The following is a 24,014-nucleotide window of genomic DNA, read 5'->3' on the forward strand; positions in this document are numbered from 1 at the left end:
CGGGTTCGGCGGCTTTGACGTCGGGCGCTGGAGCGCCGGCATGGCCGCTGCCGCCGGAGGCACGGCCCCGGGAGCGGACGGGACGACGCCCACCGGTCCACCGGCAACGGCCGGCCCGGCCCCGGCAGGCATGGCGCGCAGCGGCTTGCCCAGGGCCGGGCGGACCGCCTCGGGGGCGGGCCGGCCGGGGGCCGAGCCGAGGTCGGAGGGCGGGGGATCCTGGCGGTCCGGGGCGACCGGTCCCCTATGGTCCGGACCGCTCCGCTGCTCGGACGCGGCTCGCTGGACGGTGCCGGGTGCGGCTGTCGGAGGCGCGGCCGGAAACGGGGCGGTAGCGGGCGGGGCGGCGGGTGTGGCAGGCGCGAGCCCGGTGAGCTGCCGCAGAGGCATGGCCGGGCGCCGGGCCGCGGTCAGCGGCGGCGCGATCCGTTGCGGGCGCACGGCAGCGGGCTGCGACGGCGGGCGGGCGGCAGCCGCAGCGTTGTTCCCGGGCCCGAGCGTGGGCCGCCCGGGAGCGGGAAGGGCTCCCGAGCCGGATGAGCCGGGCGAGCCGCCCGAGCCCGACGAGCCCGACGAGCCCGACGGGGTCGAGGAGTTGGACGAGGTCGCCGATCCGGACCTGGCCGCGTCAGAGGGCCCGGATACCGCTCTGGACCGCGCCGCGTTCGAGCGCCCGGATACCGCCCCGGACCGGGCCGCGTGAGCGGGCCCCGTCGACCCCGCCGTACCCGACGCGCTCGCCGGGCCCGTCGAGGATGCCGAGCGCGACACGTACACCGTCCCCGGCGTATCCGCTGACGACGGCCGGTTCGCAGACCCGGAGGCACCCGACGACGACTGGTTCCCGGACCCCGGAGCATCCGGGGACGACGGGTCCCCGGGCCTCGGGGCACGCGACGACGATCCGGACGTCAACCCCGAAGCGCCCGACGACGACCGCGACGTAGCGCCCGAAGCGCCCGACGACGACCGGTTCACGGCCCCCGAAGCTCCCGACGACGACCGATGCTCGGGCCCCACCGCGCCCGACGACGACCGGCTCCCGCCGGAAGCCGCCGCCCGCTGGACCGGCGGCGACTCCAGCCTCGGCTTCCCCGGCCCCGTACCCGCGCTCGCCCCCGTACCCGTACCGCGCGCCGATGCCCTCCCCGCCGAGGCGGACGGCAGGTCCGGAGCGGGCCCGGAGGGCCCGCCGGGATCGTCGGCGGGCCGGACCGCGCGGAGCAGCAGCGGGCCCCCGGGAGAGGTCGAGGGGCGCGCGGAGCCGGGGCGGGCGACTCCGTGGATGAGGCCGACCGGGGCCGAGGGCAGGACGGCGTGGCCGAGTTCGCCGCCGAGGGACGGGTTCTGCCAGGAGGCCAGGCGCGAGCGGAACCGCAGGCCGTCGCTCACACCGATCGAGGACCGGGCGACGGTCACCGACGGCGGGGCCACCCGCCGCCATCCGCCGTCCCAGCCACCGTCATCGGCGCCACCGTCCCCGGCATCGCCGGACACGATGGGCCCGGCGGTCACTGCCGGCCCGGCTGACAGGTCGTCGCGCCCGCCCCCGCCCTCCCGCGACGGCGTCACGGACCGCCGACGGTCCGTCCGACGCAGCCAGTCCCCGACCCCCACACGATCACCCGCCTTCGTTGACGCGGGTGTTGATCCGCGCTATCTCCCGCACCCACTGCTGACGCTCGCCGTGGGTGAGGTCGAGAATGTCCTCACGCTGCCAATGGAAGTGGTAGGCGACGTACGCGATCTCCTCCCGCAGCCGGGGAAGCGCGTACGTCACGATTCCCCCAGGCGCCCACCCGAGAGGTCCACCTCGAACGACCCCTGGCACAGCGGGCAGGTCACCGCGGCATGCGTGTGGCCCTCGCTGTTGATCCGGCGGTAGAAGTCCTGGAGGAACGCCACGTCGGTCGCGTACATCCGCTCGACGATCCCGGTGTGGACGTCGGTGATCGGGCCGAGCCGGGTGATCACCTGGCTCAGCAGCACCACGGACAGGTACGCCGGGTTCTCCTTCACCCGCAGGTCGATCTGGGGCCGCAGCTCGTCCCGGGCCGTCGCGAGCCGCATGGTGCCCTGCCGGTGCACCTGGCCCTCGTCGTCGACGTACCCGCGCGGCAGCTCGAAGCCGAACTCCGTCCGCAGCGACTCCCCTTCGCGCCGGGGCGCGGGGGCGGGAGACGGGGCGGCAGGAGCCTCCTGGCGGGTGGCGGTCGCGGCGGCCAGGTTGTCGAGGGTCTCCTCCAGCCCGGCGCCCGGCGTAACGGTCCGGCGCCTCATTCGACCACGATCTCCTCGAAGGTGATGGTCACCGTCTCCGTCGCCGCGCTGGACTCCCCGGCCTTGAGTGAGGGGCCCTCCCACTTGGAGGCCCAGCCCTGCATCAGCTGGATGCGGCGGACGGTCTCACCGGTCGAGTCCTTGATCTCGATCGTGAGGTTCTGCCGGGCGGTGTCGACGGCCCCGTTGTTGAGGGTCTCCTTGATCCAGGTGGTGAACTCGCTGCTCTTGTCGAGCCCGCGGGTGATCGTCACCTCACCCGCCTGGCGGGCGCCCGGCTGCTTGCGGATGATCTGCTTGCCCTCGGCGGTCACCTGACGGACCTCGACGACTTCTTCCTCGACGGTCATGCCGCTGATCTCCTGGATGGACTCCACGAGATAGCCGCCGAGCTGAACGCCGAAGACGTGTGTGGAAAGAGCGTCGCCCTCTGCCATGACTGTGTGTCACCTGTTCCGGTTGCGGTCGTGCTGCGGGTGGGGGAAAGGGGCCGCGAGGGTCATTCGTCGACGAGGCTGGTGCTGTCCGAGAACTGCGAGAGCCGGAAGATCACGAACTCCGCGGGCTTCACCGGCGCCACCCCGATCTCGCAGACGACCTGACCGAGGTCGATCGACTCCTGCGGGTTGTTGCTCCGGTCGCACCGCACGTAGAACGCCTCCTCGGCGGTGCGGCCGAACAGTGCGCCGCGTCGCCACTCCTCGGTGAGGAACGCGGTGACGTTGCGCCGGATGCTCGACCAGAGGCGGTCGTCGTTCGGCTCGAACACCACCCACTGGGTGCCCAGCAGGATGGACTCCTCCAGGTAGTTGAAGAGGCGGCGGACGTTGAGATAGCGCCAGGCCGGGTCGGAGGAGAGGGTGCGGGCGCCCCAGATGCGGATGCCGCGGCCGGGGAAGGCGCGCACGCAGTTCACGCCGATCGGGTTGAGGAGGTCCTGCTCGCCCTTGGAGAGCCGGATCTCCAGGTCGACCGCTCCTCGGATGACCTCGTTGGCGGGGGCCTTGTGCACTCCGCGCTCGTTGTCACTGCGCGCCCAGACGCCGGCCACGTGACCGCTCGGCGGGACCAGGGAGTTGCGGCCGCTCGCCGGGTCGAAGACCTTGACCCACGGGTAGTAGAGGGCGGCGTAGCGGGAGTCGTAGCCGGCGTCCTCGTTGCGCCAGGTGCGGACGCGCTGGGCGTTCATGCCGGGCGGGGTGTCGAGGACGGCGACGCGGTCGCCCATCTGCTCGCAGTGCGAGATGACCGCGAGCTGCACGGTCTTGACCCCCTCGGCGTCGATGTCGCCGCGCTGGAAGGCGCTCATCAGGTCAGGGACGGCGACCATCGTGATCTCGTCGATCGCTTCGAGACCGGCGAACCCGGTGCGCGCGGAGGCGTCGCCCACGTACTCGGAGGCGTCGAGCCGGGCCACTCCGTTGCCGGGCGCGGCCGTCGGCGCGGGGGCGAGTGCCACGGTCTGCTTCTCGGGCCGGCTCTGCGCCGTGCCGGGCTGCTCGGTGACCTGGATCAGCTGGGAGTCGCGGGCCTGGGTGACCAGGTAGCCCTTGACGTTCTTGCGGGTGGAGACGTCGTACGTCTCCACGGCCTTGCCGCCCTGGCGCACCAGCAGCCGGAAGCGGTCCTCCGGCGGGTTCTCGCCCTCGGCGTCGGTGATCTCCACGGAGAGGCCGTCGCCCGTGCCGGGCTTGGCGGCGACCAGGAACCCGCCGAGCGCGACGGGCGCGGGGGCCTGGGCGACGGATCCCTGGCCGGCGGGTTCGGCACCCTGCGCGGGGCCGCCGATGCGCACGATGTAGGCCGCGCCGCCGCCGTTGGCGAAGAAGCCGTGGACGGCGTGGGCCAGATAGGTGTCGGGGGTGAAGGCGCCGAACGTCTGCACGTACTGGTCCCAGTTGGTCACCAGCGTCGGCTGGTGGAAGGGCCCCGTCCCCGCGAAGCCGACGAAGGCTGCGACCGCGGTGCCGACCCCTTCGATGGGCCGTGCTCCGGACTGCACCTCCTCCACGTAAACACCGGGGGTGAGGTACGACGGCATGCTCGCTCCTTCTGGACGGTCACTCGATCACCGCCCAGTCTCGACCGGCCGCGCGGGCGGGAATAGGTCCCGGAGTCCTGGACACGGGGCAAGGAGACTGCCCTTTCCGGGCTCTCGTACGCCGGGTAGCCCTGCCCTTGGCGGTCCGGTCGGAACCGCTCGCCCTTATTCCCGGTCGCCGACGCGAATCCGGGTCGCCCAGGCGCATTCGGCCGCCCACATGACGGGAACGAGAACACCGTGTTACGCCGGAGCCGAACGCGCCGCCCCGTTGCGGGGATTGGGGGAAAAGCCGGGCGGCGCGCCGGGGAGCCCATGTGTTTGGTATCTCTTTCTCCCCGGTAAACCATGGGCGGCCGAGGACCGTCCGGGGCGCCGGGGGAAACACTCCGAGGTGATGCGATTCGGCCAGAATGGGCCGAGAAGGCGAAGGGATTCGGCCGGGTGCGAAAGCGGGAAACGGGCACGAAGGCGCTCCGAACGGGCACCCGTTACCTACCGTCGCACCGTCAGAACCGGCCCTGAGCAGGCTCGTTCGTGTCCCTTGCCGCCTGAAGCGGATATTCTTCCTGTGCTGTCGACGCCGCGGGCGACCGAACCGGTAGAGGTCGTCGGCGTATCCGGGAGGGCGAATCCGCCACTGTCCGGCACGCCGGGTTTCCTCTCGGCCGGATTTCTGCTGTTGTCTCGTCGGAAGGCGGAGCGGAAGGCTCGGCGTCGCTGTTTCCGCCGTCCTTCCGCTCCGCCTTCCGGTGCCCTTCTATCGTTCCTTCTGTCGTTCTTCTACCGTGCGAGATCGCTCAGTACGCCGCTGACATTCAGAACCTGATGGCACCCGGAAGCCTGTTGTCCGGTAGCCGGAGTGCCGGGATTGGCGCAGGTGACGGAAGCGGTGACGGTGGCGTTCTCCGGAACCTGAATGGGGGTGACCCAGTGGTAGTCCTGGTTGCGGAAGGTCTCCAGCGCGATCGTCGTGATCTTGTTCTCGCCGAAGGAGATCGTCACGAGGCCCTCGTCGCCCTGGAAGTTCGCCACCACGACGTCCGTGACGCGGAACACCTTTCCGGCCGGGACCTTGTAGGCCCCTTCCTCCGTGGCCCCCGCCCGGGTCTTCACGTCGATGGTCCTGGAGGCCTGCTCGCCCCCGCCACCGCTTCCGCCGGTGCCACCGCCCCCGCCGGAGCCTCCCGGGCCGGAACCGGTCCCGCCGGGTCCCGTGCCGTCCGGACCGGTCCCCTCGCCCTGGCCGCCTGCCGGGTCCTCCGCACCGCCGGGCGGCGCCGACCCCTGCTGCTTGCCCCGCTCGGTCTCCTCCTGCGCGGCCTTCGCCCCGGCCTGCTTCGCCGTGCTCTGCACCGCGGGCCGCACCAGGGCGAACCATGCGAGCAGCAGCGCCAGCAGCGCCGCCAGCACGATCAGCAGCCACTTGGGCAGTACGGGCATCTGGGCGAACTCCCCGGGCAGCGGCTCGGCTCCCCCGGGCTGCCCGTCGTCGACCGGGGCCGTGGCCACGGCCCCGGGCTCGGTGTCCACCTCAGCGCCCTCGGTCACCAGGACCTCGAACGGCCAGGTCACGGGCTCGCCGAACCAGATCAGCTTCCGGGCGCGGACCTTCAGCCCGACCTCCGCCGACTCGCCCGGCTCCAGCCGCTTCTTGTCCGGGGTGAAGGCGAGAGCCAGGTCCTCCCCGTCCTGCCGGCCCGCGAGGACCACGTCGACCGGGGTGTTCCCCCTGTTCTGCGCGGCGGTACGGAACCGGGCGCCCAGCCAGCCCCGGCGGCGGCGCGGCTCCAGTTCCGTGCGCAGCTCGTGGAAGGGCTCCACGGTCACCGTCGACTCCGGGACCACCACCGACTCGGGGCGCTCGGCGGGCAGCACCCGTACGGCCAGGGGTGTTTCGCCCGCCCGGACCTCGTGGGAGCGGGGCGGGGCGAAGGTGAGGCCCACCGTCTCAAAGGTGCCCGGGTACAGCGACACACGCGCCGGCTCGACGGTGGTCCAGGCGGCACAGTCGCCGACCACTTCGAGGGTGTAGGCCTCGACGATGTCGCCGTCGTTGCGCACGGTCAGGGTGGTCGTCGCGGTACCGCCCGGCGACACCGTCACCGTGGGGCTTGCGAGTTCGGCAGATGTGGTCACTCTGCGACGGTAGGCAGCCGGCGCGGCTCGGCAGCAGAGACGCAAGGGCAGGAAGCGGGCAGGGGTGGTGCCCCGCGGGCCCACCGCCACGGTGTCCCCGCGCCCCCGCGCCGGGCCCGCTCGCCCTGCCCCGGCCGACGAGGACGATCGCGAGCACAGCAGGCATATCGGGCTGAAGTACCTGAGGAAGACGGGCACAGAACGATGACGATCACGGAAACGACGAACAGCACGGCGGCACGCGGGCAGTACCGCAGGCCCGACGCCGCCGACCGCCGCACGCCCGCCGCCGGGGGCAGGGTCTCCGTCGCGGTGTACGCGGAGGACCTGATCCTGCAGACCGGCATGGTCCACCAACTGCGGGTGCGCCCCGAGATAGAACTGCTGCCGGAGGCCGAGGCGGACCGGGCGCAGGTGTCCCTGGTCGTGGTGGACACGGTGGGCGAGCCCACCGTCCAGCTTCTCCACCGCCTCCAGCGCAACACCTCCACCCGGACCGGACTGGTCGTCGGGTACTTCGAGTCGGGCGCCCTCCAGACCATGATCGAGTGCGGGGTCGCCGCCGTCCTCCGCCGCGCCGAGGCCGATCAGGACCGGCTCGTCCACCTGGTGCGCGCGATGGCCAACGGCGAGGGCGTCCTGCCGGGAGATCTGCTCGGCAAGCTCCTCGACCACGTCAGCTCCCTCCAGCGCACGGTCCTCGACCCCCGGGGGCTCACCCTGTCCACGCTCACCGCGCGCGAGGCGGAGATGATCCGGCTGGTCTCGGAAGGCTGCGACACCGCGGAGATCGCGCAGAAGACCTCGTACTCGGAACGCACCGTCAAGAACGTGCTGCACGAGGTGGCGACCCGCCTCGAACTGCGCAACCGGGCCCACGCGGTGGGCTACGCGATGCGCCACGGCCTGATCTGAGGGCCGGGGGACCGCCGCAAAGGGCAGCGGTCCCTTCCCCCGGTCCGGGTACTCGCGGCCTGTTCTCCGCCCCCGCGCGAGCGCGAAGCTGGCCGGTGGAGAGTCATCGACAGACTGCGAGGTGGGCCGTGACCGGCACTGCTGGCCCGGCGGAGCATTCCCGGCTGGGCCGACTGACCGGCGCGGTGGTGCTGTTGGCGCCGCTGCTGCTGGTCAGCTCGGCCGCCGTCCCGGACGGGGTGGGCCAGGCCGTCGCCGCCGCGGCGGCCGCCGACCCGGGCCGGGCGGGGCGCATCGCCTTCGCCGGTACCGAACACCGCAGCCTCGGGCGGGCCAACGGCCAGGACACCACCGACCCGCTGTTCGGCGGCGGGCCCGCCCACTACGACCAGGACCCCTCCGCCCGCGGTGACGTCCTGGTCTTCACCAGCCTGCGGGACAGCGCCAGGCCCCAGGTGTACGTGCGCGGCGCGGACGGATCGGTGCGCCGGCTCACCGCCGACCGGGACGCGGCCCACCCCGAACTCTCCCCGGACGGACGGACCGTCGTCTTCGACTCGGCGGAGCCCGGACCCGGCGGAACCGTTCAGCGCGACCTGTGGGCGGTCGGCGTCGACGGCTCGAATCTGCGGCGGCTCACCGACACCGCCGACAACGAGGAGTCCCCGACCTGGTCCCCGGACGGCACGAGGATCGCGTACGCCGGCGACGGCGACACCGTGCTCGGCCGGCAGATATACGTACGGGACGTCGCCGGCGGCCCGCAGACCCGGATCAGCGACGCCGGGGCCGGTGACGCCACCGAGCCGTCCTGGAACCCGGGCACCGACCCCGCCGACCGGAACATCGTCGCCTACACCCTCACCACCGACCCGGACCCGGACGCCGACGACGGCACCGAGCTACGTGCCACCGAAGGTCTCGGCACCGACCGTCCGCTCCTGGCCGGCGGGCACGCCGAGTGGGGCACCCGGTCGGCCTCCTGGCTGCCCGACGGCAAGGACGTCGTCTTCCTCAGCCCGTACCACACCTGCGGCTGCGACGACTTCGACCATGTCTACCGGGCGACCGCCTTCGACGGCACGGAGCCGACGGACCAACTGGTCGACGAGAACCGCGAGGTGGGGCCGCCCACCTGGTTCCCCCCGGCCGGGACCGTGGTCGTCCCCCGCATCACCCCGGACCCCGAGGCCGTCAGGAAGCCGGACGAACTGCTGGCCGCCACACAGATCGTGACGCTCCAGGACGTACGCCAGGACGGCTCCGACCCCCGCGACCTGGGCCTCACGATCCTCAAGGAGGACCCGGAGGCGCGTACCGACCAGGACGCCGCCGTGGACCGCCTGTTCGACCCGCGCCCGGGCTTCGACCCCTGGACCGAGCGGCAGAGCTACACCCCCGACGGCCGCCGCATCGTCGTCACCCGGTTCGAGGACACCGACGCCGGGCGCGTCGAGCGGATCTGGATGGCCGACGCCGACGGGAGGAACGCGGCGGCGCTGCCGCTCGCCGGGCGCGGCCCGAACGACTGGGACACCGACCCCGCCTTCTCGCCCGACGGCACCAAGCTCGCCTTCACCCGTACCTCGCCCGGCGGCACCGGCGACGCGGCGGGCCCGAGCCGGATCCTCGTCGCCGATGTCGCCTCGGGCGCGATCCTCGACGAGATCCTGCCGCCCGAGGGCCAGCAGGCGGGCGGCGACGCCCAGCCGACCTGGTCCTCCGACGGTGTCAACCTCGCCTTCACCCGTAACCACGTCATCAACGGCAACGGCGGCAACAAGCACATCTGGGTCGTACCGGTGGCCGACCTCGGCCGCCAGCGGGACCTCAGCGCCACCATCTGCCCGGGCGACTGCGACGTCATCGACGACAGCCCCGCGTTCTCCCCGGACGGCCTGAAGGTGGCGTTCAACCGCAAGGACGGCGGCGGCCGGGTCAACCAGCAGGCCGGCGTCCTCATCAAGCCCCTGCGCGGCGGCGGCTGCCGTGTCGTGCTGCCCTCCGTCCAGAAGGACAACCCCGACGGCTGCGACCTGCCGATCCCCGACACCACCGCGACGGGCCCCCACCAGCCCCGCGACGTGGCCTGGACGCCCGGCGGCGACCGGCTCGTGTTCACCGCGCGCCGGGAGCTCGCCCCGAACTCCATGGAGCGGCTCTCCGTCCTCGACATCGCCTCCGGCGGCCTGACCCCCGTCGACAACCCGCACGCCGGACGGCAGAAGGAGCCCGCCCTCCAGCAATCCGTCGACCTGTCGCTGACCGCGCCGCCCAACCGGCCCCCCGTGGAAATCGGCTCCGACACCGAGGTGACCATCACCGTCGCCAACCGGGGCCCCGCCCCCTCGCCCGGCACCACCCTCACCGTCGACGCCCCGCCCGGCGTACGGCTGGAGGAACTGACCACCGACGCAGGGACCTGCGCCCCCGGCACCCCCCAGTGCGCCCTCGGCCTCGTCCCGCCCGGCGCCGACGTGGAGATCACCGCCCGGCTGACCGGCGTCACCACCGGCATCCAGCGCGTCGACTGGTCCGTCACGGGGGCCGTCATCGACCCCAACCCCACGGACAACGCCACCGGCACGATCGTCCCGGTCGAGGACGCCCCGCCGCCCACCACACCCCCGCCGACCACACCCCCGCCCTCACCGGCCCCCACGCCGACGACCCCGGCGCCCGCCCCGCCGCCCGCGACCACGCCGCCCCCGCCGCCGGCCCCCGTACCGCCGCCGCCCGCGCCCGAGGCCGGGCCCGCCGTCACCGTGCGGGCCCAGCCCAGCCCCGGCTACGTCGGCGGCAAGGTGGTCGTCACGTACACCGTGCGCAACGGCAGGAACGCCCTGGCCACCGGTCTCCGGCTGGACCTCGGACTGCCCCGGGGCATCCCCGCCGGAGCGCTCCCGGCAGGCTGCACCCGGGGTGCGTGCGCGCTCCCCGACCTCGCACCCCGCGCCTCCACCGTCATCAGCGTCGTCCTCTCGCCCGACAAGGCGCTCCGTACGACGGTCACCGCGTCGCTCACCACCACCGGCACCGACGCCAACCTCCGCGACAACGTCTCCCGGATCCCGCTGCGCATCCTGCAACCCCGGATCATCGCGGTGCCCGAGGTCGGCAAGCCCGGGTTCGTCACCTCCGTACGCGGCAAGGACTTCCCGCCCGGCGCGCCCGTCGCCCTCAGCTGGAAGCCCGGCATCACCGCCGCGGCCGCCCCGGCCCGGCCGCTGGGCGACGGCACGTTCATCGCCCAGCTCCTCATCCTGGCCAAGGACGAGACCGGGCCGCGCGACATCATCGCCAAGGGCCCCGGCTTCAGCCCGGTGAAGACGGACTTCCTCGTGGTGCTCGGCACCGTCACTCCACCCGACTCGGTGATCCGCCGATGATCCACGAAGTCGACGAAGGGCTGCGGCTGTTGCTCGCCGAGGCCGGACTGGAGGGCAGCGGCGTCGACCTGGTCTTCGACGCCCCGACGAAGGACTGGTCCGCCCGCCGCAACGCCCCGACCATCAGCGTCTTCCTGCACGGCATCCGCGAGGACGCGGGCCGTCGGCGCACCGGCGCAGCGCAGACGCACGACGAGGAGGGCGTCGTCACCGGGTGGCGGACCCCGCCGCGCTGGTTCGAGCTGACCTATCTGGTCACCGCCTGGACCAACCGCCCGCAGGACGAACACCGCCTGCTCTCCGAGGTGTTGCGCACCCTCGTTTGTACGGACACGTTGCCCGCCCGGCTGCACACCGGCAGCCTCGCCGAACTCGGCCTGACTGTCGAGATGGAGGCGGCGGGCCCGGGGGCCGGCGGCCCGTCCGCCTCCGACGTCTGGTCCGCGCTCGGCGGTGAGCTGAAGGCCGCCATCGACCTCCGCGTCCTCGCCCCGCTGGCCGGCGAACGCACCGCCGCCGGACCGCCGGTCACCGAGGGCCTCGTCATGAAGGCCGCGCCCCATGTGGACGGCGCAGGCGGCGACCCCGGCCGCCGGCTGCGCTACGACGGGGCGACCGACCCCGGCGGACAGGGTTTCGCCGCACCCCGGGAACGGCGGCTGCCGCCCGGACGACGCAGGCGGGGGAACGCCGCACGATGACTCCGTCCGTACGACAGGCAGAGCGGACACGTGAGGCGACCGACGTCGAGGCGCTCTGGGAGCGGCTCGGCCGCGTCGAACAGCGGGTCCGGGAAGCCGTCGCCGCCCGCCGGGCCGTCGACCCGGACCCCGACGACCCCTACCGGGGGCAGTACCTCACTCCCGAGGGCGCGGCCCGGATCCTGGAGACCCGCGACGCGTTCACGCCCGTACCGGCTTGCGGAGTCGGGGCGCCGTCCGGCGCGGAAGACGGCGGCCGGCTAGGGGAGCTGGCCGTACGCTTCGGCCTCGCCCCGCCGGACGTCGATCTCCTGCTGGTCGCCCTGGCCCCGGACATCGACACCCGGTTCGAGCGGTTGTACGGCTATCTCAACGACGACCTCACCCGCCGCCGGCCCACCGTCGGCCTGGCCCTGGAACTCTGCGGGCTCCCCGCCGCCGGCTCCGGCCGCTTCCGGTTCTCACCGTCCTCCCCACTCGTCGCGGGCGGCCTGATGGAGATCGCCGACACCGAACGGCCCCTGCTCTCCCGTCTGCTGTGCGTACCCGACCGGGTCGCCGCGTATCTCCTGGGCGACGACGAGACCGACGGCCGGCTACGCGGGACCGTCCGGGCGGACACCCGCCCGTCGGGGCCGGACGAGCAGCCCGAGGTCCCCCGGGTCGCGGCCGCCCTCGGCACCGGCAGCGGACTGGTCCACCTGCTCGACCGGGGCGGCGACCCGCACGGCCTCGCGGTAGACGCCCTGCGCGCCGCGGACCGCCGCCCGCTCGTCGTCGACATCGCCGCGCTCGCCGCCGCGCCCGAACCAGCGCCTCTCATCCGGGCGTTGGCAATGGAAGCCCGCCTCGGCCGGGCCGGGGTGGTCCTCGGCCCGCTCGAAACACTCGCCCCCGAACGCCCCGAGGGGGCCCGGCTGCTCGGGTCCCTGTGCGCGGCGCTCGGTTCCACGCCCCTGATCGCGTACGGGAAGAAGAACTGGGATCCGCTGTGGGCCCCGGAGAGCCCGGTGCCCGTCACCGTCCCGCCGCCGGGCCCGGACGGCATGGCGCGGCAGTGGCGGCGGGCGCTCGCCGACGCGGGCCGTTCGGTCGGCCTGTCCGCCGCGCACGCCACCGCCGACGAGACGCTCATCGAGGCGGCCGCCGCCTACCGGCTCGACTCCGGCCAGCTGCGGCGGGCCGCGACCGTCGCCTCCCGGCTGGCCGTACTCGGGCCCCGCCCGGTCACCCCAGAGGACCTGCGGGCGGCGGTCCGCGCCCAGAACGGCGCGGGCCTGGAGCGGCTCGCCCGCCGCATCGAGCCCGGCGTCGGCTGGGACGACCTGGTGCTGCCCCCGGCCACCCGTACCCAGCTCTCCGAACTCGCCCTGCGCGCCCGGCACCGCGAGACGGTCCTCGGGCAGTGGCGGATGCGGCCGGGCGGCGGCCGGGGGAGAGGCGTCATCGCCCTGTTCGCCGGGGAGTCCGGCACCGGAAAGACCATGTCCGCCGAGGTGGTCGCCGCCGAACTGGGCATGGAACTCTACGTCGTGGACCTGTCCGCGGTGGTCGACAAGTACATCGGGGAGACCGAGAAGAACCTGGAGCGCATCTTCGTCGAGGCGTCCGACGTCAACGGCATCCTGCTGTTCGACGAGGCCGACGCGATCTTCGGCAAGCGCTCCCAGGTGAACGACTCCCGCGACAAGCACGCCAACATGGAGTCGGCCTACCTCCTCCAGCGCATGGAGTCCTTCGACGGCATCGCCGTGCTCACCACCAACCTCCGGGCCAACCTCGACGAGGCGTTCACCCGCCGCCTCGACGTGGTCGCGGAGTTCCCGATGCCCGACGCCCGCCAGCGCCTTGCCCTGTGGGACCGCTGCCTGGGCCCGGCGATCCCGCGTGGCGCCACGCTCGACCTGGAGTTCTGCGCGGACCGTTTCGAGCTCGCGGGCGGTTCGATCCGGGCCTGTGCGGTGACCGCCGCCTACCTCGCTGCGGAGTCGGGGGCTCCGCTGACGATGGACCAACTCGTCACGGCGGTGCTCCAGGAGTACCGCAAGCTGGGGCGGCTGGTGCTGGAGAGCGAGTTCGGCCCGTGGCTGGCGAAGGAACGGGCACGCGCCGGGCGGTAGCTCGTACGGCACGGATACGGGGCCCGTGCCCGTACGCCGTCAGAACGCCACCGCGTCGCGGATCAGGGGGCAGGTCATGCAGTGCCCGCCGCCCCGGCCCCGCCCCAGCTCCGCGCCGACGATCGTGATGACCTCCACCCCGGCCCGCCGCAGCAGGGCGTTGGTCTGGGTGTTGCGGTCGTACGTGAAGACCACACCGGGCTCCAGGGCCACCGCGTTGTTGCCGCTGTCCCACTGCTGGCGCTCCGAGGCGTAGACGTCGCCGCCCGTCTCGATCACCCGCAGTCGGGGCAGGCCCAGGGCGCGGGCCACGACCTCGGTGAACGGAGTCGACCCCTCGTCGGTGATCTCGATGCCGGGCGCCCGGTCGGCGGGCCGCAGCGAGAACGTGTGGACGCCGTCCATGATGCGCGGGTACAGCGTGACGATGTCCCGGTCCGCGAAGGTGAACACCGTGTCCAGGTGCATCGCCGAGCGCAGCTTCGGCATTCCGGCGACGATGACGTGCTCGGCCGCCCCCTGCGCGAAGAGCGCCGCCGCGACCTGGGTGATCGCCTGGCGGGAGGTCCGTTCACTCATGCCCATGAGGACGACGCCGTTGCCGACCGGCATGATGTCGCCGCCCTCGAACGTGGCCCGGCCCCAGTCCTTCTCGGGGTCGCCCCACCAGATCGTGGAGCCCCGGAAGTCGGGGTGGAAGGTGTAGACCGCCTTCATCAGCAAGGTCTCGTCGTGCCGGGCCGGCCAGTAGAGGGGGTTGAGCGTCACTCCGCCGTAGAGCCAGCAGGTGGTGTCCCGGGTGTAGAGGGTGTTGGGCAGCGGCGGCATCAGGTACTCCCGCGCCCCCGTGCCCTCCCGGGCCAGCCCCACGTACGCCGAACGGAACTCCTCCGGCAGGTCGGCGATGGCCAGGCCACCGATGAGGTGGTCGGACAGCTGGCGCGGCGTCAGGGAGTCGAGGAAGGCCCGGGTGTCGTCGACCAGCCCGAGACCCACTTCGTTCGCGTCGATCTTCCGGTCGAGCAGCCAGGACCTGGCCTCCGGGAGCGCCATGGTGGCGGCCAGCAGCGCGTGCAGTTCGACGACCTCCACTCCCCGTTCGGTGAGCTGGGCGACGAAGTCGGCGTGGTCCCGCTGGGCGTTCTCCACCCACATCACGTCGTCGAAGAGCAGATCGTCGGAGTTGGTCGGGGTCAGCCGGCGGTGGGCCATGCCGGGGGCGCAGACCAGGACCTTGTGCAGCCGTCCCACTTCGGAGTGGACGCCGAGGGTGGAGGCGGGGTCGGTGCTGCTCACGATGGGCCTTTCACTCGATGACACGGGGGTTCTGTCCGTACGGGCCCGGCGCTCACAGCTCGATCCAGCCGACGGCCAGCGCCGCGACGCCCACGGCGGCACCGGCCACCGTCACCGCGCAGATGGCCGCCTCGCCGGGAGAGAAGAGCCTGCGCCCCTGTTCTCTGCGGGACTTGACGAAGAGGAAGGTCGCCGGGGCGTAGAGGATGAAGGAGACGAGGACGAACTTCGGCCCGGCCGCGTACAGCAGGAACGCGGTGTAGAGCGTCGCCACGACGGCGATGACCAGCTCGCGCCGCGTGGGGCGCCCCGCCGCGCCCCAGCGCTCCGGCCGGGCCGCGACCTTCACCGCGAAGCCGGCGGCCAGCAGGAACGGGATCAGGCTCAGCGCGCTGGTCAGATCGAGGGCGAAGGTGAACGCGTCGTCCGAGAAGAGCGTCACGACGAGCACGATCTGGCTCAGACACGTGGTCAGGAGCAGCGCGTTCTCGGGTACGTCCGCCGCGGTCGACCGCCCGAGGAAGCGAGGCATGTCCTTGTCCTTGGCAGCCACGAAGAGGACCTCGGCGGCCATCAGGGTCCAGGCCAGATAGGCGCCGAGCACGGAGACGACGAGGCCGACGCTGATGAAGACCTTCCCCCACGTCCCGACCGCCGATTCCAGTACCCCGGCCATCGACGGCTGCCGCAGCTCGGCGATCTCGGCCATCGGCAGCAACCCGTAACTGACGATCGTGACGGAGGCGAAGACGGCGAACACGCTGAGGAAGCCCAGGACGGTGGCCCGGCCGACGTCCTCACGGCGCTCGGCGTGCCGCGAGTACACGCTGGCGCCCTCGACGCCGAGGAAGACGAACACGGTCGCGAGCATCGTTCCGCGGACCTGGTCGAAGAGGGTGCCGGCCTCGTCGGTCCCGCTGAAGTTGTCGGCGAAGACGGACGGTTCGAGGTAGAAGAGCGCCAGCACGACGAAGAAGAGGATCGGCACGATCTTCGCGACGGTGACGATCCGGTTGATCGCCGCCGCCTCCTTCACGCCCCGCCGGATCAGCAGGAAGAATCCCCACAGCCCCAGCGACGAGAGGACCACCGCCGTCACCGTGTCGCCGTCGCCCAGCACGGGCGCCACCGCGCCGACCGTCGACATGATGAGCACCCAGTAGGTGACGTTGCCGACGCAGGCGCTGGCCCAGTAGCCGAAGGCGGAGAAGAAGCCGAGATACTCCCCGAACCCGGCCTTCGCGTACGCGTAGACACCGGCGTCCAGGTCCGGCCGCCGCACGGCGAGGGCCTGGAAGACGAAGGCGAGCATCAGCATGCCCGTCCCGGCGACCGCCCAGGCGATCAGGGCCCCCGCGACCCCGGTCTCCTGCGCGAACCGCCGCGGCAGCGAGAAGACTCCCGCCCCGACCATCGAGCCGACCACCATCGCGGTCAGGGTCGGGAGCGTCAGTGTGGCGGCCGGTCGGGGCGGGGCCTCGGGATGGCTCATGGTTTCCCTCGTCGATGCGGTCATCGGCCAACCAGGGAAAGCTAGCAACATATCGGGCGGTTTGTCCCCGAATGGGCGACTGGGGAATCTTCTGTCGCGAGGGGGCCGCCCGCTGGTCGCGCGAGCGGCCCCCGGCCGGTTCCGTGACGGGTGCCCCCGTTGACGCCCCGTTGGTGCCTAGTTGGTGTTGAGCGTCAGCCCGTAGTAGCGGAGGGCGTCGTCGAGCGGCTGGAAGTAGGAGGAGCCGCGCGCATTGACCCCGCCCGTGCACTGCTGGTCGGTCGGGCCGCCGGAGGTCATGCCCTGGGCCTGGTTGCCGGAGATGTACGCGCCGCCGCTGTCGCCGCCCTCGACGCAGACGCTGGAGGTGGCCAGGCCGCTGACGACCGTGTCGGGGCCGCCGTTGCGGTCGACGTAGGTGACGGTGTTGTTGTACGAGCCGATCGTGCCGCAGGTCCAGCCGGTGGTGGCGCCGGACTTGCAGACCGCGGCGCCGGACGAGGCGCGGGCGCCGCCGCGGACGGCGACCGGGTTGCTGTTCCCCCAGGTGCCGACGCTGGTGGTGATCGAGTGGCCGGAGTTGATGGTCAGGAGGCCCATGTCGACGCTGCGGGTGCCGAGCGCGTACCGGGTCCTGTAGCCCTGGCCGAAGGCCGCCCCGTCGTAGCGCAGGGTGTTCGTGACGCAGTGACCGGCGGTCACCAGATACTGCCTGCCGGAGCTGTCACGGGCGCCGTAGCCGACGGAACACCACTGGGTGGTGTTGTTGAACGTCATCTTGCTGCCGGGGTAGATCGCGGCCTTGGCCTCCAGTTTCTCCTGGCCGCGCATGATCCGGACGGCGGAGCCGTGCTCGGCGGCCTTGGCGAGGAACGCCTTGGCGGCGGCTCCCCGCTCGTTGTTGACCTTCACGGTCACCTGGTCGGCGGGCAGGTCCACGGACCAGGCGACCACGCCGGAAGGAGTCTTCCCGGCGGCGAGGCGGTCCAGCTCGGCCTTGATCCTGTCGAGTGCGGCCCGGCCTCTGGCGGGCACGCGGGCATCGAGGCCGGCCTTCTCGATCCGGGCCGCCTCGGCCTGGTCGTCGGCGTTGACGGTCAGCCGGCCCGAGGCGTCGAAGAACGCCCCGTCGCCGGATATGCCGCGCTTCTGCAGACCGGCGAGCTTGGCCTGCTGGGCGTCCTGCCGGTCCAGCCGGTCGACCGCGGCCTTCTCGCTCACACCGAGCGAAGCGGCCAACGCCCGGACCATCTCGGGCTGGTAGCGGGGCGTGGTCGCCGCGTCCTGTGCCTGGGCCATGCTCTGGGTACCCAGAACCGTGGCGGCCGAGAGCAGGACGCCCGCGGCGGCAAGGCTGTACTTACGAATGTTGCGCACGCTGATTCCTTCCGGATGACAGCCGGAGACCCGTATGGGGGGTGAAGCGCCGGGCCCCGGCCGACGGCGAGTTCAGAACCCGCCGCGAGCCGAACTATTGAGGCCCGGCGTTCGCCGCGATACCCGGATCGGCGCATTCACGGATACGCAGATAACGCGGGGAGAGCCTTGGAGGCCCGAAGCGCCTCAGAGCCGGCGCGGTTCCCACAGCCGCCAGACGGCGTCCTCGGCGAGGAGATGTCCGCCCAGGACGGTGGAGCGCGTCACGACGTGGCGCTGTTTGTGCCGGACGGGAATCAGGGGAGCGTCCTTCGCGATCGTGTCCTGGACCGCCCGGAACCGCTGCATGGCCCTGCTGCGATCGGTGAACCGCTGGGTGTCCCTGATGGCGTGGTCGACCTCGGCCGATGTGTAGCCGTTGCCGAGGTCATTGCCGGTCCACCAAGGGCTGGACGAACGTGTCCGCGTCGGGGAAGTCCGGTACCCACTGGTAGAGATGGACGTCGAACTCACCCTTCAAACTGCGCTTCTGGTACGTGGTGAAGTCGCGCTCCTCGACCAGCTCGACCCGGAACAGGCCGTCCCTCTCCCACTGCTCCTTCAGCGCGCGCGCCTCGACCGCGACGATGCCGTTCTGGTGGCCGAGTCTGATGCGTACCGGAGTGGTGATGCCGACGGACCGCAGGCGTTGGGCCGCGTACGCGGCATCCGCCTCCGGGTAGCGGTCGATGGTGCGTCGGTGGGTGGAACCTAGTGACAGAGCGTGCGCATTTCTATCCGTGGACGTGGACGTGGACGTGGACGTGGACGTGGATCACGGATACGGCGTTGTGCGCACGGACCGGCCCGCTCCGGTGCGCGTCGCGGCGGGGCCGCGGCGACGGGCCCGCCGCTCGTCCGCCATCGCCGGGTCCCGGCGGCGGATGCGGGGCGAGCGCGGCCGGGACTGCCCGGGGGTGCCGGGATACGTACGGGGCGCGGACGAGATACGTATAGGTGATCGGGTCATTCCGGATATTGCGGGCCGGACGCGCCTCGTACGTTGGGGTTACCGCGACACCGAGGAGATGGCGTCATGGCCGAGCTCTACTTCCAGGTCAATGTCCCCACCCGGAACGCCGTGCAGCCCGAGCGGTGCGGCCTGCACGTCTTCACCGGGTGCGCGGAGACCGAGTCGGATGCGCTGCGCATCGCGCGCGAGGCGTGCGACGCGGCGGTCGCCGCACAGCAGGCGGGCTTCGCCATCCCGCGCCGGCGCCCGGACGGCTGGGGAGCGCGCGGGGTGCGTTCCGGCTGGGAGTTCGACTGGGCGGCCGCGACCGTGGCCCTCTGGGAGCACGACCGGAGCTTCTGGGCCGCCCGGTCCTGTCCGCCCCCGGGCACCCCTCGGAGCCGGTGACCTCAGGGCCGGCGCCCTCGAAGCCGGTGCCCTCAGAGCCGGTGAGCGAGGTCGCGGCGGGAGAGCGCGCCGGTCTTGCGCATGGCACCGGCGATGTGCTGCTCCACGGTCCGCGGCGAGAGATGCAGGGTCGCGGCGATCTCCCGGTTGGTCAGCCCGGAGGACGCGAGCTGGGCGACCTCCGCCTCCCGGGGGGACAGCTGGTCGGAGTGCGACGGCCGTCCGGGCGGCCGGCCCTTCTTGGCCGGCTGCCGGGTACGCAGCAGGGCACGGACCCGCGTAGCGTCCCAGACGGCGCCGAGGTCGGTGAAGTGCTGTGCGCAGGACTCCAGTTCGGCGATGGCCGAAGCGGTTGCGGCGGGGTCGCAGGCGGTGGCGGCGGGGCTCGGGGGGCTCTTCGGGCCGGCCGAGGCCGCCAGGCCGGTCCGGACCTTACCCGCGCCGGCCGTTGCTGAAGCTCCGGTGCCGCCCGCCCCGCTCTCCGCGTCGCTCACGCAGCCCGCGCTCGCCTCCCCGCCCCCGGCCTCCGCCGCCCCGCCCACCGCGTCCGCCGCGAGTACGCAGCGGCCCGCGCACTCCGTGGTCAGTGCCTGGCTGTAGGGGCGCGGAAGCTCCGCATAGGCCGCTGCTGCCTTCCGGTACGCCTCCGCTGCTGCCAGCAGACCCTCCGGCCGCCCCTCGGCCAGCGCCTCGTTCTCGGCGAGTACGGCCCGGCTCCAGACCAGCGCGGCCCTGGCGGCGGGCGCGTCCGCCTCTCCGAGGCCCCGGGCGAAATCCCGGACCATGGCGTGCGCCGTGGCCGTGTCGCCCGCCCGCGCCAAGGCCTCCACAGCCCACGGCGTGAGCTCCGCGGCCCAGGGCCACACCCCCTTCTCGGCCACCACCGTCCACGCCGCCCGCGCCTGTTCCGCCGCGTCGGCCACCTCCTGGCGGGCCAGCGTCAGGCGGATCACCGCCCCGGCCGCCGTCGCGCCCAGGGGCACAGGCAGGTCCTCCGTACCGAACGTTCCGCGCTGGGAGAGCCACGCCCGGGCCTCTGCCCAGTCGCCCTGGGCGACGGCGAGCAGGCCGCGTACGACGTAGGCGTCGGAGGCGAGGAACGGCATGTCCGCCGTGTCGGCGACGAAGTCCTCGCACCGCTTGGCCAGACCCAGCCACTGGCCGGTCCACCACTCCTGGAGCAGCCGCGTCCCCGACGCGCTGTGCTCGGTGTACGGTGCGCCGCTCCGCGCGGACAGGTCGCGTCCGTCGGCCAACAGCTCCGCCCCGCGCTCGTAGAAGCCGAGCCAGACGGCGGAGTCCGCGGCGTTGCACAGACCGCGCGTCGCCTGCCGGGCGCAGGCGGGGTCCGTGCTCTGCACGGGCAGCCGCTCCACCAGGTCCCAGGCCTCGGGGTCGGCGCAACTCATCGCGAGACCGACGTGGTTGGCGAGAACGGCCGTACGCATGGCGTCGTCCCCCCTGTCGTCCGCGGCGGCCGCTGCCTTGATCAGCCACCCCCGGTGGACGTCGAGGGAAGCGCCCGGCCAGTAGGGGGTGACCAGGGCCGCCATGGCGCGGGCGGCCAACGCGGACCGCACCTCGCGCAGTTCGGCGGCGGCGACCTCCAGGACCCGCCAGCCCTCGGCGAACCGGCCCATCTGGTTGCACAGCATCAGCCCCAGGTCCAGCCGCAGCTCCCCGCGTACGGCCGGGGGAAGATCCGCGTCCTGCACGATCTGCGCGAGCACCTCCACGGTCTGGTCCGAGCGCAGCCCGGTCACCGCGTTACGGGCCAGCAGGGGCGCCAGCCGGGCCCGGGCCTGCGGGGGGATGCCGGGGGTGGCGAGCGTCTGCTCCAGGAGGGTGATCGCCTGCTGGTGGCGGCCGGACGCCGCCGCCGACGCGGCCGCCTTCTCCACCGCCCTGAGCCATCTGTGGCCCTCTCCGGCCGCCCGGTGGTGTGCGCCCACGGCGGCCCACGGCACGGGCTGCCTGCGGCTGAGCACGCCGGCCGCCCGACGGTGCAGTTCCTGCCGTACGGGACCGGGCACGGCGTCCCGTACGGCAGCGGCGGCCAGCGGGACGGCGAAGCCGTAACGGCCCTCGCCCAGCTCCGCCAGGGCCGCACGCTCCAGGGCCCGCAGCAGCGCGTCGTCCCCCGGCACGGCCCCGAGTCCCGACACCGCGATCAGCTCGTCCCGGGCGGCGGGCCCGTCCAGGACTGCGGCCGCCCATACCACCGGCCGCTGCTCCGGGGACACCGCGTACGTACGGCTGAGCACCAGCTCCGCCAGCCGGGCCGGCACCCCGGCCGCGGCCACCTCGGCAGCCGTGCCGGTGAAGGCCGGCCACTGCTCCCGCAGCATGGCCAGCAGATCGACGACCGCCCGGGGAACTCCACCGGTGCGCTCGCACAGCGCGCCCACGGCCTCGGCCGTACAGCTCTCGCCCAGCACCTCCGCGGCGGCCCGGCGGACGCGGTCCTCGTCCCAGGGCGCCAGGCGGTCCCCGAGCACCGTCAGCCTGAAGGGGTACGTCATGGCGGAGCCGCCCAACGGCATACCGGGGACGGGGAGTTCCTCGGGGCGGTAGGTCACCGCGGCCGCCGACCCGGGCCCCATCCCCTCCAGCACCCGGCGCAGCCGCCGCAGTTCGTCCTCGTCCGCCCGGTGGACGTCGTCCACCAGCAGCAGCGTCGGCTCCCGCCAGACCTCGCCCTCGTCCGGCCGCCCGCCCTCCGCTCCGCACCGCCACCACAGGCGGGCCACATCGGGTGTATCGGGCAGGTCGGCCAGTTCGCGCAGCAGGTGAGTCTTGCCCAGCCCGGCCGCGCCTTCGACGAACAACAGCACCGGCCCGGCGTCGGGGGCGGCGAAGGCGCGGGCGAGGGACCGTCGGGCAGAACCACACGTCGCGATCACGTCGCCACCCTCGCTCTCCGTCGTCCCGTGGCCGGGCGCACCACAGTGATGCCCAGGCCCATTCTCGGCGAACGGCAACGGACGTACCTCTTCACCGGCAGTCGCCCGCGGCAACGGTCCGCGCACGCTGGGGGATGCGGATGCCCGGGCGTACGGAAGGCCCTTCGGCGAAACGGCGTGCAGCGGAGCACGCCCGGCCGACTGCTGCCCGCAGGGCGCAGGGCCCTTCCGGCTGGGACCCCGAAGGACGACGCGCGCAGGTTCCTTCCGCAAGCCCGGTCACCGCGGCCCGAAGCTATGCCACGGCGGTACTCACGGATATCCGAGGAGGCGGATCCACGGATACGCAATCAATGTCACCAGAGGTACGGACGTGTCACCTGAGACGCAGCCGTCCCACAGGGCCCGCCGTCTCAGCACTCGATGATGTTCACCGCGAGCCCGCCCCGCGCCGTCTCCTTGTACTTCACGCTCATGTCGGCCCCGGTCTCCTTCATCGTCTTGATGACCTTGTCGAGGGAGACCTTGTGGCTGCCGTCGCCCCGCAGCGCCATCCGGGCCGCCGTGACCGCCTTCACCGCCGCCATGCCGTTGCGCTCGATGCAGGGGATCTGGACGAGGCCGCCGACCGGGTCGCAGGTCAGGCCCAGGTTGTGTTCCATGCCGATCTCGGCGGCGTTCTCCACCTGCTCGGGGGAGCCGCCGAGGACCTCGGCCAGGGCGCCGGCCGCCATCGAGCAGGCCGAGCCGACCTCGCCCTGGCAGCCGACCTCGGCGCCGGAGATCGAGGCGTTCTCCTTGAAGAGGAGGCCGATCGCGCCGGCCGCGAGGAGGAAGCGGACGACGCTGTCCTCCTTCTCCGCCTCGGTGCAGCCGTGGGAAGCGAAGTTCATGTAGTAGTGCAGGACGGCCGGGATGATGCCCGCCGCGCCGTTCGTGGGGGCGGTGACGACGCGGCCGCCCGCCGCGTTCTCCTCGTTGACCGCCATCGCGTAGAGGGTGATCCACTCCATCGCGCGGGCCTGCGGGTCGCCCTCGGCGCGCAGCTGGCGGGCCGAGTTCGCGGCGCGGCGGCGGACCTTGAGGCCGCCGGGGAGGATGCCCTCGCGCGACATGCCGCGCGAGACACAGGCCTGCATGACGCGCCAGACCTCCAGCAGACCGGAGCGGATCTCCGCCTCGGTGCGCCAGGCCAGCTCGTTCTCCAGCATCATCGAGGAGATGGACAGCCCGGTCTCGCGGGAGAGCCGCAGCAGTTCGTCGCCGGTGCGGAAGGGGTGTTTGAGGACCGTGTCGTCGGGGACGATCGGGTTCTCCCCGGCCACCGCGTCCTCGTCGACCACGAAGCCGCCGCCGACCGAGTAGTACGTCTTCTCCAGGACCGGGGCGCCCTCGGTGTCGTACGCGAAGACCGTCATGCCGTTGGCGTGGTACGGGAGCGCCTTGCGGCGGTGCAGGACCAGGTCGTCGTCGAAGGCGAACGGGATCTCGTGCATGCCCAGCAGGTTGATCCGGCCGGTGGAGCGGATCTCCTCCACGCGGGTGTCGGCGCTCTCCACGTCGACCGTCTGCGGCGACTCGCCCTCCAGGCCGAGCAGGACCGCCTTGGGCGTCCCGTGCCCGTGGCCGGTCGCGCCGAGGGAGCCGTACAGCTCGGCGCGTATCGAGGCGGTGTGCGCGAGCAGGCCCTCGTTCTTCAGGCGGCGCGCGAACATCCGGGCGGCGCGCATCGGGCCCACCGTGTGGGAGCTGGAGGGGCCGATACCGACCGAGAAGAGGTCGAAGACCGAGATGGCCACGGGAGGACTCCTTGGGGGGTGGGAAGACGCCGTTGTCTGCCTGGGTGGTGCGGGACAAGCGGGGCAAGCGGGATGAGAAGGACCGGCGGGGGCAAGGAACGGGGCACCGCGCTCACTTTTCTCCAGTGTGCGCGGTGCCCCGTCCGGATGCGCGGAACCGCAG

At 72.9% G+C, this 24,014-nt stretch carries 18 protein-coding genes; 6 read left to right on the forward strand and 12 right to left on the reverse strand.

All coding sequences use genetic code 11. The features are described 5' to 3' along the window. Positions 1-370 precede the first annotated feature (370 nt). Positions 371-703, forward strand: a complete 333-nt coding sequence (locus tag RNL97_RS23645; RefSeq protein WP_313751166.1) for a hypothetical protein — start codon at positions 371-373, stop codon at positions 701-703. A gap of 918 nt (positions 704-1,621) precedes the next feature. Here RNL97_RS23645 and RNL97_RS23650 read toward each other — a convergent pair. From RNL97_RS23650 to RNL97_RS23670, 5 genes are all read right to left on the reverse strand, one after another. Next, positions 1,622-1,780, reverse strand: coding sequence for a DUF6760 family protein (locus tag RNL97_RS23650; protein ID WP_003966147.1), 159 nt, complete (start codon positions 1,778-1,780; stop codon positions 1,622-1,624). Then, positions 1,777-2,280: a hypothetical protein gene (locus RNL97_RS23655; protein WP_243315228.1), complete on the reverse strand. Its 504-nt coding sequence runs from the start codon at positions 2,278-2,280 to the stop codon at positions 1,777-1,779. The genes RNL97_RS23650 and RNL97_RS23655 overlap by 4 nt, the downstream gene beginning before the upstream one ends. Further along, positions 2,277-2,717: a phage tail protein gene (locus RNL97_RS23660; RefSeq protein ID WP_007457189.1), complete on the reverse strand. Its 441-nt coding sequence runs from the start codon at positions 2,715-2,717 to the stop codon at positions 2,277-2,279. Before RNL97_RS23660 ends, RNL97_RS23655 begins: the two co-directional genes overlap by 4 nt. 62 nt (positions 2,718-2,779) lie before the next feature. After that, positions 2,780-4,321 (reverse strand): phage tail sheath family protein, encoded by a 1,542-nt coding sequence (locus RNL97_RS23665; RefSeq protein WP_313751167.1) that lies wholly within the window; start codon positions 4,319-4,321, stop codon positions 2,780-2,782. A gap of 783 nt (positions 4,322-5,104) precedes the next feature. Beyond that, positions 5,105-6,427 carry a COG1470 family protein gene (locus RNL97_RS23670; protein WP_030580056.1) on the reverse strand — a complete coding sequence of 441 codons (1,323 nt, stop codon included), beginning with the start codon at positions 6,425-6,427 and terminating at the stop codon, positions 5,105-5,107. Between the two features lie 237 nt (positions 6,428-6,664). Between RNL97_RS23670 and RNL97_RS23675 the strand changes: the two genes are divergently transcribed. The 4 genes from RNL97_RS23675 to RNL97_RS23690 all read left to right on the forward strand — a co-directional run bounded on the left by RNL97_RS23675 (position 6,665) and on the right by RNL97_RS23690 (position 13,585). Then, a complete protein-coding gene (locus RNL97_RS23675) occupies positions 6,665-7,375 on the forward strand; it encodes a helix-turn-helix transcriptional regulator (RefSeq protein WP_030580059.1) in 711 nt (236 codons plus the stop codon). Positions 7,376-7,503: 128 nt separating this feature from the next. After that, complete coding sequence (locus RNL97_RS23680) at positions 7,504-10,764, forward strand: hypothetical protein (RefSeq protein WP_313751168.1); 3,261 nt, start codon at positions 7,504-7,506, stop codon at positions 10,762-10,764. After that, entirely contained in the window at positions 10,761-11,465 is a 705-nt protein-coding gene (locus RNL97_RS23685; RefSeq protein WP_243315232.1) for a Pvc16 family protein, read from the forward strand. Before RNL97_RS23680 ends, RNL97_RS23685 begins: the two co-directional genes overlap by 4 nt. Next, positions 11,462-13,585 (forward strand): ATP-binding protein, encoded by a 2,124-nt coding sequence (locus RNL97_RS23690; protein WP_313751169.1) that lies wholly within the window; start codon positions 11,462-11,464, stop codon positions 13,583-13,585. Before RNL97_RS23685 ends, RNL97_RS23690 begins: the two co-directional genes overlap by 4 nt. 39 nt (positions 13,586-13,624) lie before the next feature. Here RNL97_RS23690 and RNL97_RS23695 read toward each other — a convergent pair whose 3' ends face one another. The 5 genes from RNL97_RS23695 to RNL97_RS23715 form a co-directional block, all read right to left on the reverse strand. After that, entirely contained in the window at positions 13,625-14,881 is a 1,257-nt protein-coding gene (locus RNL97_RS23695) for an arginine deiminase (protein ID WP_313751170.1), read from the reverse strand. Positions 14,882-14,933: 52 nt separating this feature from the next. Further along, entirely contained in the window at positions 14,934-16,373 is a 1,440-nt protein-coding gene (locus tag RNL97_RS23700) for a basic amino acid/polyamine antiporter (protein ID WP_313751171.1), read from the reverse strand. Positions 16,374-16,550: 177 nt separating this feature from the next. Beyond that, positions 16,551-17,750 carry a S1 family peptidase gene (locus RNL97_RS23705; RefSeq protein WP_030580078.1) on the reverse strand — a complete coding sequence of 400 codons (1,200 nt, stop codon included), beginning with the start codon at positions 17,748-17,750 and terminating at the stop codon, positions 16,551-16,553. 186 nt (positions 17,751-17,936) lie between these two features. Next, a complete protein-coding gene (locus tag RNL97_RS23710; protein ID WP_313751172.1) occupies positions 17,937-18,098 on the reverse strand; it encodes a hypothetical protein in 162 nt (53 codons plus the stop codon). Positions 18,099-18,177: 79 nt separating this feature from the next. After that, on the reverse strand, positions 18,178-18,510 hold the full coding sequence (locus RNL97_RS23715; protein ID WP_313751663.1) for an ABC transporter substrate-binding protein: 333 nt from the start codon (positions 18,508-18,510) through the stop codon (positions 18,178-18,180). Between the two features lie 315 nt (positions 18,511-18,825). Here RNL97_RS23715 and RNL97_RS23720 point away from each other — a divergent pair, with 315 nt between their 5' ends. Further along, a complete protein-coding gene (locus tag RNL97_RS23720) occupies positions 18,826-19,149 on the forward strand; it encodes a hypothetical protein (RefSeq protein WP_030580084.1) in 324 nt (107 codons plus the stop codon). A gap of 32 nt (positions 19,150-19,181) precedes the next feature. Here RNL97_RS23720 and RNL97_RS23725 read toward each other — a convergent pair whose 3' ends face one another. Both RNL97_RS23725 and RNL97_RS23730 read right to left on the reverse strand, forming a co-directional pair. Then, positions 19,182-22,052, reverse strand: coding sequence for a LuxR C-terminal-related transcriptional regulator (locus tag RNL97_RS23725; protein WP_313751173.1), 2,871 nt, complete (start codon positions 22,050-22,052; stop codon positions 19,182-19,184). Between the two features lie 413 nt (positions 22,053-22,465). Further along, positions 22,466-23,851 (reverse strand): L-serine ammonia-lyase, encoded by a 1,386-nt coding sequence (locus tag RNL97_RS23730; protein ID WP_030580090.1) that lies wholly within the window; start codon positions 23,849-23,851, stop codon positions 22,466-22,468. Positions 23,852-24,014 lie beyond the last annotated feature (163 nt).

It is taken from the genome of Streptomyces parvus, from assembly GCF_032121415.1.
In the GTDB taxonomy this organism is placed as follows: Bacteria; Actinomycetota; Actinomycetes; order Streptomycetales; family Streptomycetaceae; genus Streptomyces; species Streptomyces globisporus_A.

Bases quoted from the DNA above. Each gene is read 5' to 3' on its own strand.
- RNL97_RS23655 (WP_243315228.1), bottom strand. From the start codon at position 2,280: ATGAGGCGCCGGACCGTTACGCCGGGCGCCGGGCTGGAGGAGACCCTC.
- RNL97_RS23660 (WP_007457189.1), bottom strand. From the start codon at position 2,717: ATGGCAGAGGGCGACGCTCTTTCCACACACGTCTTCGGCGTTCAGCTC.
- RNL97_RS23665 (WP_313751167.1), bottom strand. From the start codon at position 4,321: ATGCCGTCGTACCTCACCCCCGGTGTTTACGTGGAGGAGGTGCAGTCC.
- RNL97_RS23675 (WP_030580059.1), top strand. From the start codon at position 6,665: ATGACGATCACGGAAACGACGAACAGCACGGCGGCACGCGGGCAGTAC.
- RNL97_RS23685 (WP_243315232.1), top strand. From the start codon at position 10,761: ATGATCCACGAAGTCGACGAAGGGCTGCGGCTGTTGCTCGCCGAGGCC.
- RNL97_RS23690 (WP_313751169.1), top strand. From the start codon at position 11,462: ATGACTCCGTCCGTACGACAGGCAGAGCGGACACGTGAGGCGACCGAC.
- RNL97_RS23700 (WP_313751171.1), bottom strand. From the start codon at position 16,373: ATGAGCCATCCCGAGGCCCCGCCCCGACCGGCCGCCACACTGACGCTC.
- RNL97_RS23710 (WP_313751172.1), bottom strand. From the start codon at position 18,098: ATGCAGCGGTTCCGGGCGGTCCAGGACACGATCGCGAAGGACGCTCCC.
- RNL97_RS23720 (WP_030580084.1), top strand. From the start codon at position 18,826: ATGGCCGAGCTCTACTTCCAGGTCAATGTCCCCACCCGGAACGCCGTG.